Here is an 18212-nt window from a genome sequence, read left to right as displayed (position 1 = left end):
CCGGTGTTGTAATCTTAAAGTTGCGATAGCTACCATCTATTACATATACCGGAACTTTTCCATACGCCTCCACTACCATTGCATCATCTGTAACATCTTCTCTTCCATCCGCTATCATCTTCTGATAAGAATCATAAATCAGGGAATAGGAAAATGCCTGCGGTGTCTGTACCGTATAAAGGTTTTTTCTTGGTGGGGTATCCTCTACTTTTCCATTTTCATCTACCTTTTTTATGGTATCCTTCACCGGCACAGCTGCAATACATGCATGTTTTTTCTGCACTTCATCCATTGTATGTCGGATGACTTCCTGCCCTATAAACGGGCGTGCCCCATCATGAATCAGTACATAATCCGTATGTTCACACGCACTTAAGCCCTGAAAAACAGAGTGGTAACGTTCCTTACCACCCTTTACTATCTTCGTTACTTTATGCAATTTATATTTTTCTACAATTTCTTTCCGGCAGTATTCCTCTTCTCCTTCACCGGTTACCAGTACGATTTCATCTACCGGGCTTTCTTCAAATGCCTTAAGGGTATAATAAATCACCGGCCTCCCACAAAGAAGCAGATACTGCTTATGGACAGAGCTTCCCATGCGGCTTCCTTTTCCCGCAGAAAGCACGATTGCTGTATACTTTGCCATTAACGTTCTCCTAATTTTAAGTTTGGTACTGCATTCAAATCAAGTCCGGAACGGATTCCCGCCCGGTAATCATAATATGCTGCTGCACCTATCATTGCTGCATTATCGGTACAGAGAATCGGCGACGGATGATAAAATGCCACATTTCTCTTCCGGCACTCTTCTTCCATTGCTCCTCTTAAGGTTCCATTAGAAGCCACTCCTCCCGCAATAGCAAATTTATCAATCTGATATTTTTCAATGGCATGCATGGCATTTCCCACCAGCACATCAATAACCGCTTTCTGGAAAGATGCTGCAATATCTGCCTGCACAATCTCAATACCTTTCATTTTACAGCTGTTCAGATGGTTTAAAACAGCAGACTTTAAACCACTGAAGCTGAAGTCATACTCCCCATCTGCAATCTTCGGTCTTGGGAATTCCACAGCATGAGGATTTCCTTCATGTGCTACTTTTTCAATCTTTGGTCCACCCGGATAGCCTAATCCGATTGCTCTCGCCACTTTATCAAAGGCTTCACCTGCTGCATCATCCCTGGTTCTTCCAAGTATCTCATATTTTCCATAATCCAGTACTTTTACCAGATGTGTATGACCGCCGGATACCACAAGACATAAAAATGGTGGCTCTAACTCTTTATTTTCAATATAATTTGCGCTGATGTGTCCCTCAATATGATGCACACCTACCAGTGGAATATTTCTTGCATAACTGATTGCTTTCGCTTCTGCCACACCAACCAGGAGGGCACCCACTAATCCCGGTCCATAAGTTACACCGATTGCGTCTATATCTGCCCAGTCTGCCTGCGCTTCCTGCATCGCTTCTGTTATTACCTGATTAATTTTCTCAATATGTTTACGGGATGCAATTTCCGGAACCACACCTCCATATAAGGTATGTAATGCAATCTGGGATGAAATGATATTCGATCTTACATCCCTTCCATTTACTACAACTGCTGCCGCAGTCTCATCGCAGGAACTTTCTATTGCAAGAATTGCAATATCTCCTTTATTTTTCTGCATCACCATTGTCTCCTTCCAGTGCCACAAATCCTAATATTTTCCAGTCCCCATTCTCATCCTTACGCAGCACATATTCCTGGTTAGCCCGGTTATATGCCTTGGTAGAGCGAAGGAAATAAGATGCCGTCACATAGGCACAATCACTTCCCTCTACTTTCTTATAAGCCACTTCATCTGTATCGCAGACAGATGCTGTTGCTATAATCTTACTTTCTGCTTTATAAGCCGCAATGTCATTCTGCATCTGGGTTGAAAATGTATCCTGCGGATTGTTTTCCAATAACTCTTCATCCATCAGTGCACGCATCTTCTCCAACAGCTTCTGGTACTGCTCATCATCATAAGTTTCATTATAAAGGCAGAGCAGAATCCTATTATAATATTTGATTACAGCACGAGGTGACGCCGGATAATCCTTCTCTAAATTTTTACTTAAAACAGAGGTTATCTCATCTGTTTCTCCTGTTGTTTCCACACTTCTTGGTGAGCGGTTTGTCAGATAATAATAAAATCCGACCACAATTCCAATGCAAATCACACCTATAATAACTGTCTTAATTATGCCTGCTGTACGTTTCTTCATGTTTACGCCTCCTCAAAATCCAGTGTAACACTCTTTCCATCTTTGCCTAAATATGCATTCGGATATATCTTCCTTACAGCATCCATATAGTCTTCGCCCCTTACAAGGGACGGGCTGAAGTGGGTAAGCCACATTTCTTTCACCCCGGCATCCTTGGCAAGATGTGCTGCTTCATAAAAAGTCATATGTTTATATTGTTTCGCTTTTGCAAGTTTCTCTTTTTCTGCATACATACCTTCACAGATAAATAAATCGGAATCTTTGGCATTTTTTGCAATGCTCTCCGTCGGGCGGGTATCAGTACAATATGTCAGCTTGATGCCTTTTCTTGGCGGGCCTAATACCATTTCCGGCAGATAGGTCTTGTCCTCTTCTTCAATAATTTCACCTTTTTGCAGGCGGCTCCAGTATTTCTGCGGTATCTGCCGTTCTAATGCATGTTCCACTGAAAATCTTCCAGCCCTTGAAATCTCCAAGGTATAGCCGTAGCAGGTAACATTATGGTTCACCCGGAAAGCATGGATCGTATATCCCTTTAATTCTATAGTCTCTTCCGGTTCCGTCAGTTCTATAAATTTAATCTCAAAAGGCAGTTCCGGTGCAATCACACGCAGTGCATTTACCACACGTTCCAGCCCCTTTGGTCCAATCATCGTCAGCGGCTCCGTTCGTTCCGCATTTCCCATGGTAAGAAGAATTCCAGGCAGTCCGCTGATATGGTCCGCATGGTAATGTGTAAAGCACATAATATCCACCGGCTTGAAGCTCCAGCCTTTTTCTTTTACTGCAATCTGGGTGCCTTCGCCACAGTCAACCATCAGACTGCTGCCATTATATCTTGTCATCAGTGAAGTCAGCCAGCGATATGGCAATGGCATCATTCCACCGGTTCCTAATAAACAGACATCTAACATTCTATTTCCTCAGCTCTCTATACAATTTCTGTTACTTCTTCCATTAAAGGCGGTATCACAAACTGTTTTGTCCATTCATCAAAGCAGGACTCGCATACACGCAGTTTGCTTTTCACACCATCCTTCGTAGAAAAATAATTCCATTCTTTTTCTATATAAATATAATCCTGTTTTCGTTCTTCGATTTCTTTTCCACAACAATTGCAAACCATTTCGCATCCTCCGTCTCTTATCTTGTGGTTCTCTTTCATTATAGAACCATTCCAATAAATTTGCAGCGGAAATTACTGGACCCTGCTCATGATATATGCATCCTCTGAGGGCTTTTCATAAAAATTCTTTCGAGTTCCAAGTACAGAGAATCCAAGTTTCTGATACAGGCGAATGGCAGGCTCATTGGATACCCTTACCTCTAAAACATACCGGCTAATACCATGTTTTCTACCCTGCTGCATTAGTTCTGTTACCAGTTGTTCCCCATAACCTCTGTTTCTGCAGGCCTCACTTACTGCCACATTGGTAATCTCGCCTTCATCTAATGCCATATACATTCCACAATATCCTAAGATGGAACCCGCTTCTTCTGCCACCAGAAAAATCACATGGTTCATGGCAAGAGCATCGCGAAATCCCTGCCCACTCCATGGCTGCGAAAAGACTTTTGCCTCTATGGCCGCTACATCAAAAACATCTGCCTCTGACATTCTACGAATTTCCATGCTGTTCCATCCTCTCGCGTTCTGCCTGGGAAAGGCGCAGATATTCCGGTTTGTGTTCTTCTGCAGATTCTAATTTACCTGCTTTGTAATATTCTTCTCCTAAAGCTGCAACAGCTGCTGCACGCTGCTTATTCACATGTGCCGGTGCAAAGGAATATGGCACTTTACAGTTTTCTTCTATATAAGTGGTAAATACAGGGACACCATCTCCCAAAAATACAACCGGAGCATTGTTTTCATTTATCTTTGCTACAATCTCATCAATTCCCACAACGCACTGTGGGCACAATACCTGCATTTTTTCGTCTTCAAACTGATATAAACCGGTATAGGTCTGGTTTCTTCTGGCATCCATTAATGGACAGATAATATCTCTATGCCCATAGAGGTTGTATGCCAATGCATCCACGGTCGGTACGGAAATCAGCGGCTTATCCAGTGCAAGTCCCAATCCTTTTGCTGTTGCAGAGCCAATCCGAAGTCCGGTAAATGAGCCCGGGCCCGCTGCAATTGCAATGGCATCTAATGTATCCAAATCCAGTTCTATCATCTTCGCAAGTTCATCTAACATTGGCAGCAAGGTCTGTGAATGTGTTTTCTTATAATTTACAGTAAATTCTCCCAACAGCACATCATCTTCTACTACTGCTACGCTGGCTACCAGTCCGGAGCTGTCCAATCCCAATATTTTCATCGTTCCACCTCTTCTATTGTTATCCTGCGATAATCAAATCCTTTTTCCAAATCTTTCTCTATTGTTATCTGCCGGTAATGATCCGGTAAAATTTCTTCAATCAGATTTGCCCATTCTATCATGGTCAGACCATTTCCATAAAAATAGTCCTCATAGCCGATTTCATCCATTTCCTCAATATCCGCAATCCGGTATACATCAAAATGATAAAATGGCATTCTTCCTTCTTCATACTCTTGCACAATAGTAAAAGTCGGACTGCAGATAGGTTCTGTTATCTCCAAACCCTTGGCTATTCCCTGGGTAAAAACGGTTTTTCCTACTCCCAAATCTCCGATTAATGTATACACTTCTCCCGGCTTTGCTTCCCGTCCAATCTGTTCGCCTAACTTTTCTGTTTCTTCTGCCGAAAATGTTTCATATACCATATACTTTTCTTCCTATCTCTTCTTCATACAATTCTGGTGCTTCTTCAAATTCTTATCTGCCAGTTTCTTCAACGCTGCATACTGTCCGCCTACAATTTCCATCGGCAGGATATATGCATTTACGCGGCTGCTGTAAATCAGAACATTATGCTTTGTTGACACCATTTTATAAATCTGTTTCCACTCCAGCAGGGCATTTTCTTCTCCCAGAGATACATGGACACCTTCATCATCCAACATATAATGCAGCGTACTTTTCAGTGCCTCTGACATGGAAATCTGTCTTGCCGCCCGCATTTTCAAGGTTAATGGAAAATAAAAAAGAAAGACAATGCCAAATATGATGTAAAGCACCGTATACATGGTATCTACCTTTCCATAGGTTCCCACTGCGGCTACAAATCCAAGCACCGCTGCCAAGATGGAAAAGATTCCGGTAAAACTGGTATATATATGATACATATTAAACCGGTACATATCGTTCGCTGTTATTTTTACATCAAATTCAATTGGCATTGTCTTTCCTCCTGCTTACTTTTCTGATTGAAGTATAGCATTATTTTCGGGAATAGACAAACTCTTTATCAATTTTGTGTCGGGCAAAAAAGGGACGTCTAATTCTTACGGCTGTTGGTTCCTTTGATGATTGGTGAAATATGTTTATAAATCAAAAATGTAATTCCAACACTAATCATACCTTTTAAGAAGGTGAATGGCATATTAAATACTACCAGACACTCCAATAAATTATCCATATGTCCGCCTACTGCAGAAGCGATTGCATTGTAAGCACCAATAATGGCATCTTCCGGCATAAATGCTGTATAGAACGGATATACCAGGAAATAGTTTGATACCACACTGAATACTGCCATGAAAAGTGCTCCTGCTAAAGAACCGATTAATGCACCTTTGCGGTTCTTCTTAAATTTGTAAATCAGTCCTGCCGGAAGCACGAACGCTACTCCAAGAATGAAATTGGACAGTTCTCCAACACCACTTGTGGTTGTAATAGTCAGATGAATCAGATTTTTAATCAGGCAGATTACAATTCCGCTGACCGGTCCCATGGAAAATGCTCCAATCAATGCCGGAAGTTCTGAAATATCCAGTTTGATGAAGTTTGGCATAAACGGAACTGCAAAATCAAGGAACATCAGGATGAACGCAATGGCCGAAAGCATTGCTGTCATCGTCAGATATCTTGCATTTACACCTGTTTTTACGTTGCTGTTTGTTGTTACACTGTTTGTACTCATTTCTTTTACTCCTTTTTTCTTTACTTTTAGCTCTTGCAAGGGATGTCCGGAGTATTGGTGTACCATAAAAGCCCCGGATAAAACTATCCGGGGCACGCAAAATAATCACCTTAATGGTCACTTATCTTCTCCCATCCAGACTATACTGTCGGTTTTGGATTTTCACCAAATCAACTGCAATACTGCAGTTCACGGACTAATGTGTCATGCACAATCACCGTCGGTCGGGAATCTATGCTTCGCATATCACCCTGCCCCGAAGACTTCCTATTCAATTACTATGGGTCTATTGTAGAGCTTCACTTTTTCCTTGTCAATACCCAATTTTATCTGTTACCTTTTATTTACAGTTTCATAGTAAGCTGGATTCTCTGTTTCTTAAGGTCTACGCTCATTACTTTTACTTCTACAATATCTCCCACACTGACCACTTCCAGCGGATGTTTGATATAGCGTTCGCTCATCTGGGAAATGTGTACCAGTCCATCCTGATGTACTCCGATGTCCACAAAGGCACCGAAGTCAATGACATTACGGACGGTTCCTTTTAATACCATTCCCGGGGTCAAATCCTTCATTTCCAGTACGTCACTCCGCAGAATCGGCTTTGGCATATCTTCCCTCGGATCTCTTGCCGGCTTTTCCAGTTCCTTTACAATATCCCGTAAAGTAAGTTCTCCTACTTCCAATTCTGCTGCCAGTTTCTTATAATCTGAAATCTTCTTTGAAATCCCGGTTAATCCGCCACCAGTTATCTCTTCTTCTGAATATCCTAATTTTTCCAAAAGCTTTCTGGTTGCTTCATAACTTTCCGGATGCACGCCGGTTGCATCCAACGGATTCTTTCCACCGGTAATACGAAGAAAACCGGCACACTGTTCATATGCCTTCGGTCCTAATTTTGCCACTTTCAAAAGCTGGCTTCTGGATGCAAATTTTCCATTTTCTTCCCGGTATGCCACAATATTTTTCGCAATCACTTTGCTGATACCGGAAATGTATTCCAACAGGGATACAGATGCGGTGTTTAAATCTACACCAACTTTATTTACGCAGTCTTCTACCACGCCGCCTAAGGCTTCACTTAATTTTTTCTGGTTCATGTCATGCTGATACTGACCAACCCCGATGGATTTCGGATCAATTTTAACCAGCTCTGCCAGCGGATCCTGCAACCGTCTTGCCATGGAAGTGGCACTTCTTTGTCCCACATCAAAGTTTGGGAATTCCTCTGTTGCAAGTTTACTTGCAGAATATACGGAAGCACCTGCTTCATTTACAATAATATACTGTACTTTTACCGGAATCTCTTTTAATAAATCTACAATAATCTGCTCCGACTCACGGGATGCTGTTCCATTTCCAAGAGAAATCAGTGTAATATGATACTTGGAAATCAGTTTCTTTAATACTACTTTTGCTTCCTCTACCTTATTCTGTGGCGCTGTCGGGTAAATGACTGTCGTATCCAATACTTTTCCGGTCGGATCTACCACTGCAAGCTTACATCCGGTACGGAATGCCGGATCCCAGCCAAGCACAACCTGTCCTGCAATTGGCGGCTGCATCAGAAGCTGCTCTAAGTTTTTTCCGAAAACTTTGATTGCTCCGTCTTCTGCCTTTTCCGTAAGGTCACTTCGAATCTCACGCTCGATTGCCGGTGCAATCAGACGCTTATAGCTGTCTTCGATTACTTCTTCCAAAACAGGTCTGGTTATGGCATTATCTTTGGTTATTACCTTTTTCTGTAAATACGGAATAATCTGTTCTTCCGGCACTTCTACTTTTACTGTCAGTATTTTCTCTGCCTCTCCACGATTCAATGCCAGCGTACGATGTCCTGCCATTTTTGCAATCGGCTCATCAAAATCATAATACATTTCATAAACAGATTCTGTTTCCGGATCTTTGGCAGCAGATACAATCCGACCATGTTTTACGGTAAGGTCACGGATGCGGATACGATAATCTGCTTCATCGGAAATATGCTCTGCAATAATATCCTTAGCACCTTCTAACGCTTCCTCTGCAGTATGAACTTCTTTTTCTTCGTTGATATATTTTGCTGCTTCTTCTAAGATTGGAGTCTTAAGCATCTGAAGACTGATTACATTTGCCAGCGGCTCTAAGCCCTTCTCTTTGGCGATGGTTGCTCTGGTTCTGCGCTTCGGTCGGTATGGACGGTACAAATCATCTACGACTACCAGTGTCTGTGCTTCTTCTATCTGTTTCCGCAGTTCGTCCGTCAGCTTGCCCTGTTCTTCAATGCTGGCAATGACCTGTTCTTTCTTCTCTTCCAAGTTTCTAAGATAAGTCAGCCGGTCAAATAAGTTACGTAATATTTCATCATTTAATGCGCCGGTTGCTTCTTTTCGATACCGGGCAATAAAAGGAATGGTATTTCCTTCATCAATTAACTGAATTGCTGCCTGTGCCTGATTTTTTCTGATTCCAAGTTCTTCGGCAATTTTTGCTGTTATGTCCATCTTGTATTTCCTTTCCTGTTGATGCGTTTGCGCTCATTATAGCACATCAGGCATTTCTGCAAAAGGGAAGATTTTGGCTTTTATTGTTTTTTCCGGCAGAAAATGGTATACTGGATTTATTCACGATTTGAGGAGGTTTTTTATGGATTTTCAACAGCAGCCAAACGGCTATCAACCAAATCCCAATTATTCATATAATATGAACCAGGCACCACAACGTAATTACATGGACAAACGTTCCACCGGACTTGCCACCGCATCCATTGCTCTTGGCATTGTCTCCATTGTAACTTTCTGCTGCCTGTATGCAGCACTGCCTTGTGGGGCACTTGCCATTATTTTAGGACTTCTTTCCCGTGGCGGCGAGATGACTTTTTCCACCACCGGCAAAATCGGTATCGTCCTTGGAATTATCGGTCTTGTACTTACTATTGCACTTTATACTTTCGTCATTGTCATGATGTTTACCAACGCCGATTTCATCAACCAGATGTCCAATGGAAATACCGCTGATTATAACGAACTGATGCGGCAGTTTAATGAAATGAATCAAATGTACCAGTAAATATATGCAAAAGAAAAATGCCAGGAAACCAATTCTGATTTCCCGGCATTTTTCTTTTCTTATTTTTATACCGAAGCACTCCACGTACTGTACTGCGGATTCTGCTGTTTTGTTCCGTATGGGTCTGTCTGGTTTTCTGTCCGGTCTAATTCTCCTGTAATGTCACGATAGAATGTCACCTGTGTCTGCGTATAGTATGGTCCAATCCACAGGAAGCCAATTCCAAATGAAAGGAGGCCAAGGAAAGACCAGCCAAGGAAGCTTAACATGATATAGAAGTATCTTCCCTTGTTGCCCTGCATCAGTGCTTTACTTTCCCTCATTGCCTGCCGGATTCCCTTGGTATTATCCTCAAGCAATATCAAAAACAGCATGGAATATTTTAAGGAAAGAATAAATGCGATCACTTCTCCTCCAATTCCAAGTACACACATAGCTACTACATAGCCAATAAAAATCCCCTCTGTGATTTTCATGCTGCCGGAAATGGCAGTTACATACATTCCAACAGAGACTGCGATTGCCGGAAGCATCGGAATTAATACCACAACCATAAATAAAAGATATGCCAGAATGTATTTATCCGGATGATGATTGAATCCATAGAACATATCGGTAAACTTATATGGCTGCTTTCTTCCCATTCGCAGGGCAATCTGGAGAATTCCTATATTTAAAACAACCCCCAGCAATGCCAGTACAAATGCTGCCACATAATAAATTGCCCACTCCATTTTTCCGGAATACGGTGTCAAATTCCAGGAAAAGAACATGGTCGGCAAAGTTACGATTAACTGCGATACTACCATGGCTCCCATTGGCAATCCATAATGTCCGGTAAGATTTTCTCTTGCAATACGTTTTATTTCTGCTGATTTTCTTTTCATCTATCTCAAGCTCCTGTTTTTATTTTCTTGTGTCGATTCTGGCTCCGGTCAGATCTGCCGCATCCTGGCTCTTCCGCTCCTGCTGATAAGGATTTGTTTCATTCGGATACTTAATGGTGGTATTGGTCTCTCCGCCTGCCACATATACTCTTCCGCACTCCGGGCATACGCCGGTACGAAGTGTTACGCTTGCAGATACCACCTGACCATTTCCTTCTGCTGCTTTGGCATAAGCATTGGAAACATGTTCTGCCTCATGGGCTGCCACACGGATTCCCGCCGCCTCCGGAGAGATGTGGGAAGCTGATTTAAAAGAAACATTCTCGTTGGAACCATCCTGATATTTCCGGTTCTTACAGGTCTGGCATTCGCCTTTGCTGCCCTCTGCCACCCCGGTACTCTTCGCATCTGCGTCAGTTCCGACCCCATATGTATGATTGTACCCGGTATCATATCCTATATCTTTCGGATTCCATCCATCAATCTGCATAAACCACTCCTCCTTCCAAAGTCTGAAAAAAGTGCCTCTTTTTATTATACACATATCTTGGGTGAAACACAATAACTTTGACTTTCCCTTATGACAATTGTATACTACCAACAGATTCTATATTTTGTTTGAATACTGATTTGCGAGGGTTTATATGGAAAAGAAAAAAACGTCCACTGCTATGGACAACGGATTATATATCACCGGCTGGTGCATCATAGGCACACTTCTTCTGCTGGTGCTTTTTATAAAAGCAACAAATATCCAGCTTTCAAAATATCTTTTCCCCTGTGTGCTTCACAGCCTGACCGGACTTTACTGTCCTGGCTGCGGTGGCACCAGAGCCGTAGCTTTTTTACTGCATGGGGATTTCCTGCACTCACTGGTTTATCATCCCTTTGTGCCATATGCCTTTGTGCTCTGCACCTGGTTTATGATTTCCCAGACCATTGAACGGCTCTCTAAGGGAAGGCTTCGTATTGGCATGCATTTCCGGGAAGCATTTCTTTGGATTGCACTGGCTATTATTATTATAAATTTCATTGTGAAAAATGCAGCTCTTCTATTCTTTCAGATTGATTTTATGCCGCTGACGCATATATCATAATATATCATATATCGAAACCTATAAGGAGCTGCCACCAGCAGCTTTTTCAAACGCTTAACGAGAAAAAAGAATGTGCCTTGGCACATTCTCGCGCCTGCGGCGGTCGCTTGCGACATCTACCTTATACGCCGCAGTGCGCATCCTCGCGGAGCGTTTTTTACTTTACAGGAAAGCAATTTCCTGTAAAGTGAAGAAGAGGAAGTGGCTTACGCCTCTTCCTCTTCTTCTGTATCTTTTGCCCATCCGAAGGCATATTTTACTGCCTTCTTCCAGCCTTTTAATTTCTTCTGTCTCTCTTCTTCTTCCATCTGTGGATGGAATACCCGCTCTATCTGCTGGTTCTTTATCACATCTTCTTTGGTCTTCCAGTAGCCTACTGCAAGTCCTGCCAGATACGCCGCACCTTTTGCTGTTGTCTCTACACATGCCGGACGATTGACCGGCGCCTGTATCATGTCTGACTGGAACTGCATCAGGAAATTATTGGCACTGGCTCCGCCATCTACATTTAAGGAACGGATTTCAATTCCAGCATCCGCTTCCATGGCAGAGATAACTCCTTCCACCTGATAAGCAATAGATTCCAGAGTTGCCCGGATGATATGATTCTTGTTGGTTCCTCTGGTAATTCCTACAATTGTTCCTCTTGCATACTGATCCCAGTACGGAGCACCCAGTCCGGTAAATGCCGGAACCACATAACAGCCATGTGTTCCTTTTACTTTGGTCGCCATATACTCTGAATCCGATGCGGAGTCAATGAGACGCATACCATCACGCAGCCACTGGATTGCCGCACCTGCCACAAAGATAGAGCCTTCCAGTGCATAATTTACTTTGCCATCCAGCCCCCAGGCAATGGTGGTGACCAGTCCGTTTTCTGAAAATACCGGACGTTCTCCTGTATTCATCAACAGGAAACAGCCTGTACCATATGTATTCTTCGCTTCTCCTTCGGAAAAGCAGGTCTGTCCGAATAAAGCTGCCTGCTGGTCTCCTGCTGCACCGGCAATCGGTATCGCACTTCCAAAATATGCCGGGTCTGTATAACCATATACACAGCTTGACGGCATCGGCTTTGGCAGCATGCTCTCCGGAATATCAAGCTCTGCCAGAATATCTTTATCCCAGGTTAATGTGTTTATATTAAAAAGCATGGTTCTTGACGCATTGGAATAATCGGTTACATGTGCTTCCCCTTTCGTCAGTTTCCAGATCAGCCAGGTCTCTACCGTTCCAAAGAGCAGCTTTCCTTCTTCCGCTAATTTTCTTGCACCCTTCACATTATCTAAAATCCACTTGATTTTCGTTGCCGAAAAATAGGCATCAATAATCAATCCTGTTTTCTTACGATAGGAATCTTCCAACCCCTTTTTCTTTAACGCATCTGCAATATCAGCGGTCCGGCGGCACTGCCAGACTATCGCATTATAAACTGGCTCTCCGGTCTCTTTGTTCCATACAATTGCCGTCTCTCTCTGGTTGGTGATTCCAATGGCTGCAATATCTGCTGCCGTAGCACCAATCTTAGACATTGCCTCTACTGCTACCCCAAGCTGCGTCGACCATATCTCATTGGCATCATGTTCTACCCATCCTGGATTCGGAAACATCTGACGGAATTCTTTTTGTGCCATACTGCAGATTTCACCGGCTTCATTAAAGAGAATACACCGGTTGCTGGTGGTTCCGGCGTCTAACGCCATAATAAATTTTGACATAAAAATACCCTCCTGAAATTATATTTATACCCTTAGTACAATTATAATTTCCAGAAGGGTTTTTCGCAACTATTTTACACGAATCATCTGAAGAATATCAGCAAGTTTTGCTGCTTTCTCTTCATATGCTGCTTCTGTCATTTCTTCTGTTACAAATCCAAGTTCTCCGTTTACACCTTCTGCTGCAACGAACTCAACTGCTCCGAATGCATTCTTTACTGCTGCTTCGTCTGCTTTGGTACGGACAAAGAAACGGTTGGTTACCATCTTATAATCTGCAAGCTCTAATTTCTCCGGTCTCCATTCCATTGGAAGGTTGGTGTCTTTGAATTTTGCAATTTCAACCATATCAGCCACAACAGCACTGGCGGTTGGAAGTTTTCCTGCTCCACTTCCGTAGAACATTGCATCTCCTAATACATTACCATGTACAAAAATTGCATTAAATACATCATTCACCGGATACAGTGGATGCTCCTGTGGAAGCATACATGGAGATACCATTGCACAATAGCTTTCTCCTACTTTACGGCTGGTTGCCAGTAATTTAATGGCTTTACCCATTGCTTTTGCATATTTGATATCTGTTGCACTGATTTTGGTAATTCCTTCCGTATGAATGTCATTGAAGTCTACCTGTTGTCCGCATACTAAAGAAGTTAAGATTGCAATCTTACGGCATGCATCAAAGCCTTCTACATCGGCAGTCGGATCTTTCTCTGCATATCCTTTATCCTGTGCATCCTTTAATACATCTGCAAATTCAGAACCCTCTACGCTCATCTTGGTAAGCATATAGTTGGTCGTTCCATTTAAAATACCGGTAATCTCTTCAATTACATCGGCAGTCAGGCAGGAATTTAACGGGCGGATAATCGGGATACCGCCTCCTACGCTGGCTTCAAACAGGAAATTCACATTTTTCTCTTTGGCAAGTGCAATCAGTTCTGCACCTTTCTCTGCTACTAATGCCTTATTTGAAGTTGTTACATGCTTTCCTGCCTCTAACATGGCACGGACAAAAGTATATGCCGGTTCTACACCGCCCATTGTCTCAACTACCATGCCAATTTCAGGGTCTTCTGCAATTACTTTGTAATCATGCACGATTTTATCCTGAATCGGGTCTCCCGGGAAATCCCGTAAATCCAAAACATATTTTACTTCGATTGCTTCGCCTGCACGTTTTGCAATGCTGTCATGATTAATGTTTAATACTTCTACTACTCCGGAACCAATTGTTCCATATCCCATTACTGCTGCTTTCATTGTTGTTTCACTCCCTGGCTAATATTTTCAGATAATGTATTCCATCCTGTCCTTCAATCTTATCTACCATCTGTGACAAATCTCCTGTCTCCGGCAGAATATCAATACTCAGTGTCAGGGATGCAATCCCGTTTACCGGTATAGACTGGTGGATAGTTAATATGTTGGCATGAAACTCTGCCACAATATTCAAAACGGTTGATAATAATCCCGGCGTATCATCCAGCTGGATTACCATCGTAATTGTTCTCCCCTTCGCATTGTCGTGAAATGGAAAAATATCATCTTTATACTTATAAAATGAACTCCGGCTGATATCTACCTGCTCGGCTGCTTCCTGTACAGATGTTACGCGTCCGGATTCTAAAAGACGTTTCGCTTCCACTACTTTCAGCAATACCTCCGGTACAGCCTTCTCTTTCAACACAAAATACTTCGTATTCTCTGCCATATTCCCCTCCGACTGTTTGTGGTACAAATACAACTGTTCTCACCAGAAAGATGATAGCACATATACACAGCCATTACAAGTAAATTTCTCTTTTTTATACAAAAGTACCCATATGGAACCTTTTTCGGATTCCATATGGGTAAATTGACGAATTTTTATATTTGCTTTCCTTATCCGAAAGCTCTTAGAATTTACGGCTTCCGCCTCCGGTGCTTCGTCCTCCTGCTCCGGTATGTACTGTTGTTCTGCCGGAACTACTTCCGCCTCCACCAGAAGATTCCCTCTGGATATGACGATGGGTTACTACCTGATTTACAAAGCGGTCAGTACGGTTTGTAAGATTTACATGGCTGTTCTTGTGGTAATCATATTTGTACTTATCAAAATGCAGGCGATATTTACCAATTGTGATTCCACAGAATGCACCACCGATACCTAATGCCACCAGTAAGGTAATCAGAATTTCAAACCAGGTCAGCGTATTTTTCTCGTAGTAATCATACTCCCCGGTTTCTTCATCGTAATTATACTGACCGGTTGGCACGCCCTGTCCATAATAATATTCTGCCTCATCAATCATTGCCTCCATGGCATCTGCATACTCTGCATCTCCCATATAATTGAAGCCTTCATCCAGAATACTTTCTACTCTTTCATCCGTATAATAACGGTTTGCTTCTCCAAAATGAACCACTGCGATTTCACGGTTATCCATGTCAATGACAAAAGCAACGCCATCCATGCCGGTGGCATACTGGTCAAAGGTATTCTCTCCATACTCCTGGGAAGTATACCCCTGCGCATCCTCTGTGGTAAATGCATAGATTTCCCAGCCGGTCTCACTGGAAAAATCGCCGATTTTTTCACTGATGGAATCTGCTTCACTCTGGGTAAAAAGCTCTGCGTCATCATAGACGAAGTCTGCCTTTGGCTCTGATGCCATAACAGGAACAACAAATAACATACTGCATAAAAGCAGTAACGGTACAATTATCTTTTTCTTTACCATATCAGCAGCCCTCCTAACAATCCAAGTACCAGCACTGCTGCTGATATGATTCCACTAACCAGAGTCAGCTTCTTATAATCTACCGGAAGTTCTCCACATACTTTTCCAGTCTGACCATTCATGGAATAGTAATACATCTTGCCATTATTGGCGCGATAGGTGATGGTCCAGATTGGAAGAAGCACATAATTCCAGTTCTCACTGCCATTAGAAAATCCGCAGTTATGTACCTTCACACCGTCATAGCCGGATACACTTTCCCGCAAGAGCCTGGTTGCATAATCCTTTGTCTCTCGTCTAGCTTCCTCTGCTACGCCTTCTTTTTCAATATCACGCTTCTCTGCCTGGAAGCCGGAAAGATACCCCATGGAGAAATCCTTCATCTTGTCAAACTGATATGGCAGTACACCCTCTACCAGCTCTTTGTTGGCTTTCTGTAACGCATTCAGCTCCAGATTGGAAAGAGATACATCTCCGCCACGTTCTACTTCATAGAATTTAGTCTCGGTATATTCTTCATCCCCGGAACGCCATACCCGGACACGGGTTGCCTCTGCCGAAAGATTACCATTCATCCTGGTATCATAAATCCAGAATGGGAAGTATACACCAGATAATTTATCAATTTGTTTCTTATTGAAAAATGCCTTTGGAACAAACTTTTTCCTGCCTACATATTCCATAAAACGTTTTTCTGCTTCTTTACGGTCAATTGCAAACGGAATTACCTTATTCGGCATATAGTTTCCAGATAATCTTCCGGAAAGCACTACCGGATTGTGGCAATAATAGCAGAAGGTTGCCGCCGTGGTTGCATCTGTTACAATCTGTGCGCCACAGCTTGGGCAGGTATAAATGACTGCTTCTTCCTCTGTCTTCTTCTCTTCCTGTGTTCCGTCTGTATTCTCAGAAGCCTGACTTCCATCCATGCTGCCGGCAGGCTTTTCCTTTTCCTCCGCCGGCTTCATGGCATCCAGTTCTTCCTGTGTAAATTTTGAACCACAATATTCGCATTTATATGCTCCGGAAGCAGGGTCAAAAATCAGTTCGCCATCACAATTCGGGCACTTAAAACTAATTACTGACATGCAATGCTCCTTCCTCCCTTATGGTCTCTGTTTTCCACAATTGCTGCAGAATTTTCCGGTATTTACTGTTCCACATTCGCAGGTCCAGTCTGCTGCCGGAGCCGGTTTTCCGCAGTTAGTACAGAATTTTCCGGTATTTACTGCTCCACACTCACAGGTCCAGTCTGACTTTACTGCCGGTGCAGGAGCCGGTTTTCCACAGTTACAGCAGAATTTTCCGGTATTTGTTGTTCCGCATTCACAGGTCCACTCATTGCCTGCCGGTGCTGCTGCCTGCTGTGCCGGAGCTGCCTGTTGAGCCGGTGCTGCCTGCTGCACGCCTGCTACTCCGCCTGCCATCTGTGCTCCATTATTCATCTGCTGATTCTGCTGCATGCCTGCAGTCATCTGATTTAAGCTGTCCATGCTGCTGTTGAATGCATTCATTCCCATTCCAACACCCATAAATCCGGTCATTGCACCTGCTGCATTAGAACCTGCATCACGGATACCTTCCGTAATATTTCCAACAGCAATACCACGCATTACATTCGGGTCACTACCCATCATTGCACCTTTGTTGCGCAGATTGATAAGGTTAGTGGATTCCTCGTCGTAAGAGATGCTTGCAATACCTACTGCCTGAATCTCCATACCACGCATCTGGTTCCATTCCTCATCAAGAGTTTCTGACATGTATTTACTCAGCTCGCGTCCCTTGGATGATACATAGGAAATGCGGACACCATCTGCAGATAACTGATTGATGGATGTCTGTAATGCTTCTAAGAATTCAGAGATATACTGTTCATTGATATCTGTGATTTCTACCCTGTCTTTGTTTCTTGGAATTGCTTCTGCATAGAAACGAATCGGGTCTACAATCTTAATGGAATAAGTTCCGTGTGCACGCAGGAACAATTCTGCATTGTAGAAATTATCAAAATAGTTAATCGGATTTCTTGTTCCGAATTTGATTCCCTTGATTTCCTGAAGGTTTATGAAGAATACCTTCTGTTTATCCGGTGTCTGACCACCAAACTTGATACGTGCGAAGGAATCTTTTAAAGTATCCTTTAACTGCCCGTTAAACAGGGATGGCAAAGAAGAATTATCTACTTTGTAATATCCCGGTTCTGCAGTATAGTCTACGATTTTTCCACCATCTACTAACATCATAAACTGATTATCATATACATGGATGATGGAACCATTAGATACGGTATCATCCGTTCCCTTTGTATTCTGTCCACGGCGAATCAACACACCTCTGGTAAAGACGGTCTGATCTCCCATATCATCCGGCTCGATTACCTCTAACCACTGATCTGCAAAACTTCCTCCAACTGCCTGTGCTACTGCTTTAATTAAACCCATAACAAA

21 protein-coding genes and 1 riboswitch (1 of these 22 only partly in view) are annotated in these 18212 nt (G+C 42.8%); of the genes, 2 read left to right on the top strand and 19 right to left on the bottom strand.

The genetic code is table 11. The features are described 5' to 3' along the window. From ispD to DWX96_RS07200, 11 genes are all read right to left on the bottom strand, one after another. Positions 1 to 649, bottom strand: partial view of a 2-C-methyl-D-erythritol 4-phosphate cytidylyltransferase gene (gene ispD, locus DWX96_RS07250; RefSeq protein ID WP_117698926.1) — the 5' portion only. The gene continues 65 nt to the left of window position 1, outside the view; the window shows 649 of its 714 coding nt (coding positions 1-649); the start codon lies at positions 647 to 649; its stop codon lies beyond the left edge, outside the window. Then, a complete protein-coding gene (gene tsaD / locus DWX96_RS07245; protein ID WP_022243534.1) occupies positions 649 to 1680 on the bottom strand; it encodes a tRNA (adenosine(37)-N6)-threonylcarbamoyltransferase complex transferase subunit TsaD in 1032 nt (343 codons plus the stop codon). Before tsaD ends, ispD begins: the two co-directional genes overlap by 1 nt. Next, on the bottom strand, positions 1667 to 2263 hold the full coding sequence (locus DWX96_RS07240) for a DUF6715 family protein (RefSeq protein ID WP_117698927.1): 597 nt from the start codon (positions 2261 to 2263) through the stop codon (positions 1667 to 1669). The genes tsaD and DWX96_RS07240 overlap by 14 nt, the downstream gene beginning before the upstream one ends. Positions 2264 to 2265: 2 nt before the next feature. Continuing rightward, complete coding sequence (locus tag DWX96_RS07235) at positions 2266 to 3177, bottom strand: ribonuclease Z (RefSeq protein ID WP_117698928.1); 912 nt, start codon at positions 3175 to 3177, stop codon at positions 2266 to 2268. Positions 3178 to 3194: 17 nt separating this feature from the next. Continuing rightward, entirely contained in the window at positions 3195 to 3389 is a 195-nt protein-coding gene (locus tag DWX96_RS07230; protein WP_117698929.1) for a hypothetical protein, read from the bottom strand. Positions 3390 to 3461: 72 nt separating this feature from the next. Then, complete coding sequence (gene rimI, locus DWX96_RS07225) at positions 3462 to 3896, bottom strand: ribosomal protein S18-alanine N-acetyltransferase (protein ID WP_117698930.1); 435 nt, start codon at positions 3894 to 3896, stop codon at positions 3462 to 3464. Next, on the bottom strand, positions 3883 to 4590 hold the full coding sequence (gene tsaB, locus DWX96_RS07220; RefSeq protein WP_022243539.1) for a tRNA (adenosine(37)-N6)-threonylcarbamoyltransferase complex dimerization subunit type 1 TsaB: 708 nt from the start codon (positions 4588 to 4590) through the stop codon (positions 3883 to 3885). The genes rimI and tsaB overlap by 14 nt, the downstream gene beginning before the upstream one ends. Continuing rightward, positions 4587 to 5018 carry a tRNA (adenosine(37)-N6)-threonylcarbamoyltransferase complex ATPase subunit type 1 TsaE gene (gene tsaE / locus DWX96_RS07215; protein ID WP_022243540.1) on the bottom strand — a complete coding sequence of 144 codons (432 nt, stop codon included), beginning with the start codon at positions 5016 to 5018 and terminating at the stop codon, positions 4587 to 4589. The genes tsaB and tsaE overlap by 4 nt, the downstream gene beginning before the upstream one ends. 12 nt (positions 5019 to 5030) lie before the next feature. After that, a complete protein-coding gene (locus DWX96_RS07210) occupies positions 5031 to 5534 on the bottom strand; it encodes a YcxB family protein (protein ID WP_117698931.1) in 504 nt (167 codons plus the stop codon). Positions 5535 to 5632: 98 nt separating this feature from the next. Continuing rightward, positions 5633 to 6277 carry an ECF transporter S component gene (locus tag DWX96_RS07205; protein WP_022243542.1) on the bottom strand — a complete coding sequence of 215 codons (645 nt, stop codon included), beginning with the start codon at positions 6275 to 6277 and terminating at the stop codon, positions 5633 to 5635. A gap of 119 nt (positions 6278 to 6396) precedes the next feature. Beyond that, a riboswitch (FMN riboswitch) is annotated at positions 6397 to 6545 on the bottom strand. A gap of 76 nt (positions 6546 to 6621) precedes the next feature. Next, positions 6622 to 8763 (bottom strand): Tex family protein, encoded by a 2142-nt coding sequence (locus tag DWX96_RS07200; protein ID WP_117698932.1) that lies wholly within the window; start codon positions 8761 to 8763, stop codon positions 6622 to 6624. A 142-nt stretch (positions 8764 to 8905) separates the two neighbouring features. Here DWX96_RS07200 and DWX96_RS07195 point away from each other — a divergent pair, with 142 nt between their 5' ends. Beyond that, a complete protein-coding gene (locus DWX96_RS07195) occupies positions 8906 to 9328 on the top strand; it encodes a DUF4190 domain-containing protein (RefSeq protein ID WP_022243544.1) in 423 nt (140 codons plus the stop codon). A 65-nt stretch (positions 9329 to 9393) separates the two neighbouring features. Here the strand turns inward: DWX96_RS07195 and DWX96_RS07190 are convergent, their stop codons facing one another. Together DWX96_RS07190 and DWX96_RS07185 are read right to left on the bottom strand one after the other, a co-directional pair. Beyond that, the gene (locus DWX96_RS07190) at positions 9394 to 10215 is read right to left on the bottom strand and encodes a DUF975 family protein (RefSeq protein ID WP_117698933.1); all 822 of its coding nucleotides are present in this window, start codon (positions 10213 to 10215) and stop codon (positions 9394 to 9396) included. 19 nt (positions 10216 to 10234) lie between these two features. Continuing rightward, positions 10235 to 10705, bottom strand: a complete 471-nt coding sequence (locus DWX96_RS07185; protein ID WP_242986237.1) for a hypothetical protein — start codon at positions 10703 to 10705, stop codon at positions 10235 to 10237. Between the two features lie 154 nt (positions 10706 to 10859). Between DWX96_RS07185 and DWX96_RS07180 the strand changes: the two genes are divergently transcribed. After that, positions 10860 to 11312, top strand: a complete 453-nt coding sequence (locus tag DWX96_RS07180) for a DUF2752 domain-containing protein (protein WP_117698934.1) — start codon at positions 10860 to 10862, stop codon at positions 11310 to 11312. Positions 11313 to 11518: 206 nt separating this feature from the next. Here the strand turns inward: DWX96_RS07180 and glpK are convergent, their stop codons facing one another. From glpK to DWX96_RS07150, 6 genes are all read right to left on the bottom strand, one after another. Beyond that, the gene (glpK, locus tag DWX96_RS07175; RefSeq protein ID WP_118057114.1) at positions 11519 to 13033 is read right to left on the bottom strand and encodes a glycerol kinase GlpK; all 1515 of its coding nucleotides are present in this window, start codon (positions 13031 to 13033) and stop codon (positions 11519 to 11521) included. Positions 13034 to 13102: 69 nt separating this feature from the next. Next, on the bottom strand, positions 13103 to 14302 hold the full coding sequence (locus tag DWX96_RS07170; RefSeq protein WP_117696733.1) for a homoserine dehydrogenase: 1200 nt from the start codon (positions 14300 to 14302) through the stop codon (positions 13103 to 13105). A gap of 7 nt (positions 14303 to 14309) precedes the next feature. Continuing rightward, positions 14310 to 14753, bottom strand: coding sequence for an ACT domain-containing protein (locus DWX96_RS07165; protein WP_022243550.1), 444 nt, complete (start codon positions 14751 to 14753; stop codon positions 14310 to 14312). A gap of 184 nt (positions 14754 to 14937) precedes the next feature. After that, positions 14938 to 15762, bottom strand: a complete 825-nt coding sequence (locus DWX96_RS07160) for a TPM domain-containing protein (RefSeq protein ID WP_117696730.1) — start codon at positions 15760 to 15762, stop codon at positions 14938 to 14940. After that, complete coding sequence (locus tag DWX96_RS07155; protein ID WP_117696727.1) at positions 15756 to 16850, bottom strand: TFIIB-type zinc ribbon-containing protein; 1095 nt, start codon at positions 16848 to 16850, stop codon at positions 15756 to 15758. Before DWX96_RS07155 ends, DWX96_RS07160 begins: the two co-directional genes overlap by 7 nt. 18 nt (positions 16851 to 16868) lie before the next feature. Beyond that, positions 16869 to 18206 (bottom strand): SPFH domain-containing protein, encoded by a 1338-nt coding sequence (locus DWX96_RS07150; RefSeq protein WP_117696725.1) that lies wholly within the window; start codon positions 18204 to 18206, stop codon positions 16869 to 16871. Positions 18207 to 18212: the final 6 nt, after the last annotated feature.

This window comes from Roseburia sp. AF22-2LB (genome assembly GCF_003461125.1).
In the GTDB taxonomy this organism is placed as follows: domain Bacteria; phylum Bacillota; class Clostridia; order Lachnospirales; family Lachnospiraceae; genus Roseburia_C; species Roseburia_C amylophila.
This window is presented reverse-complemented; position numbering and strand designations above follow the sequence as displayed.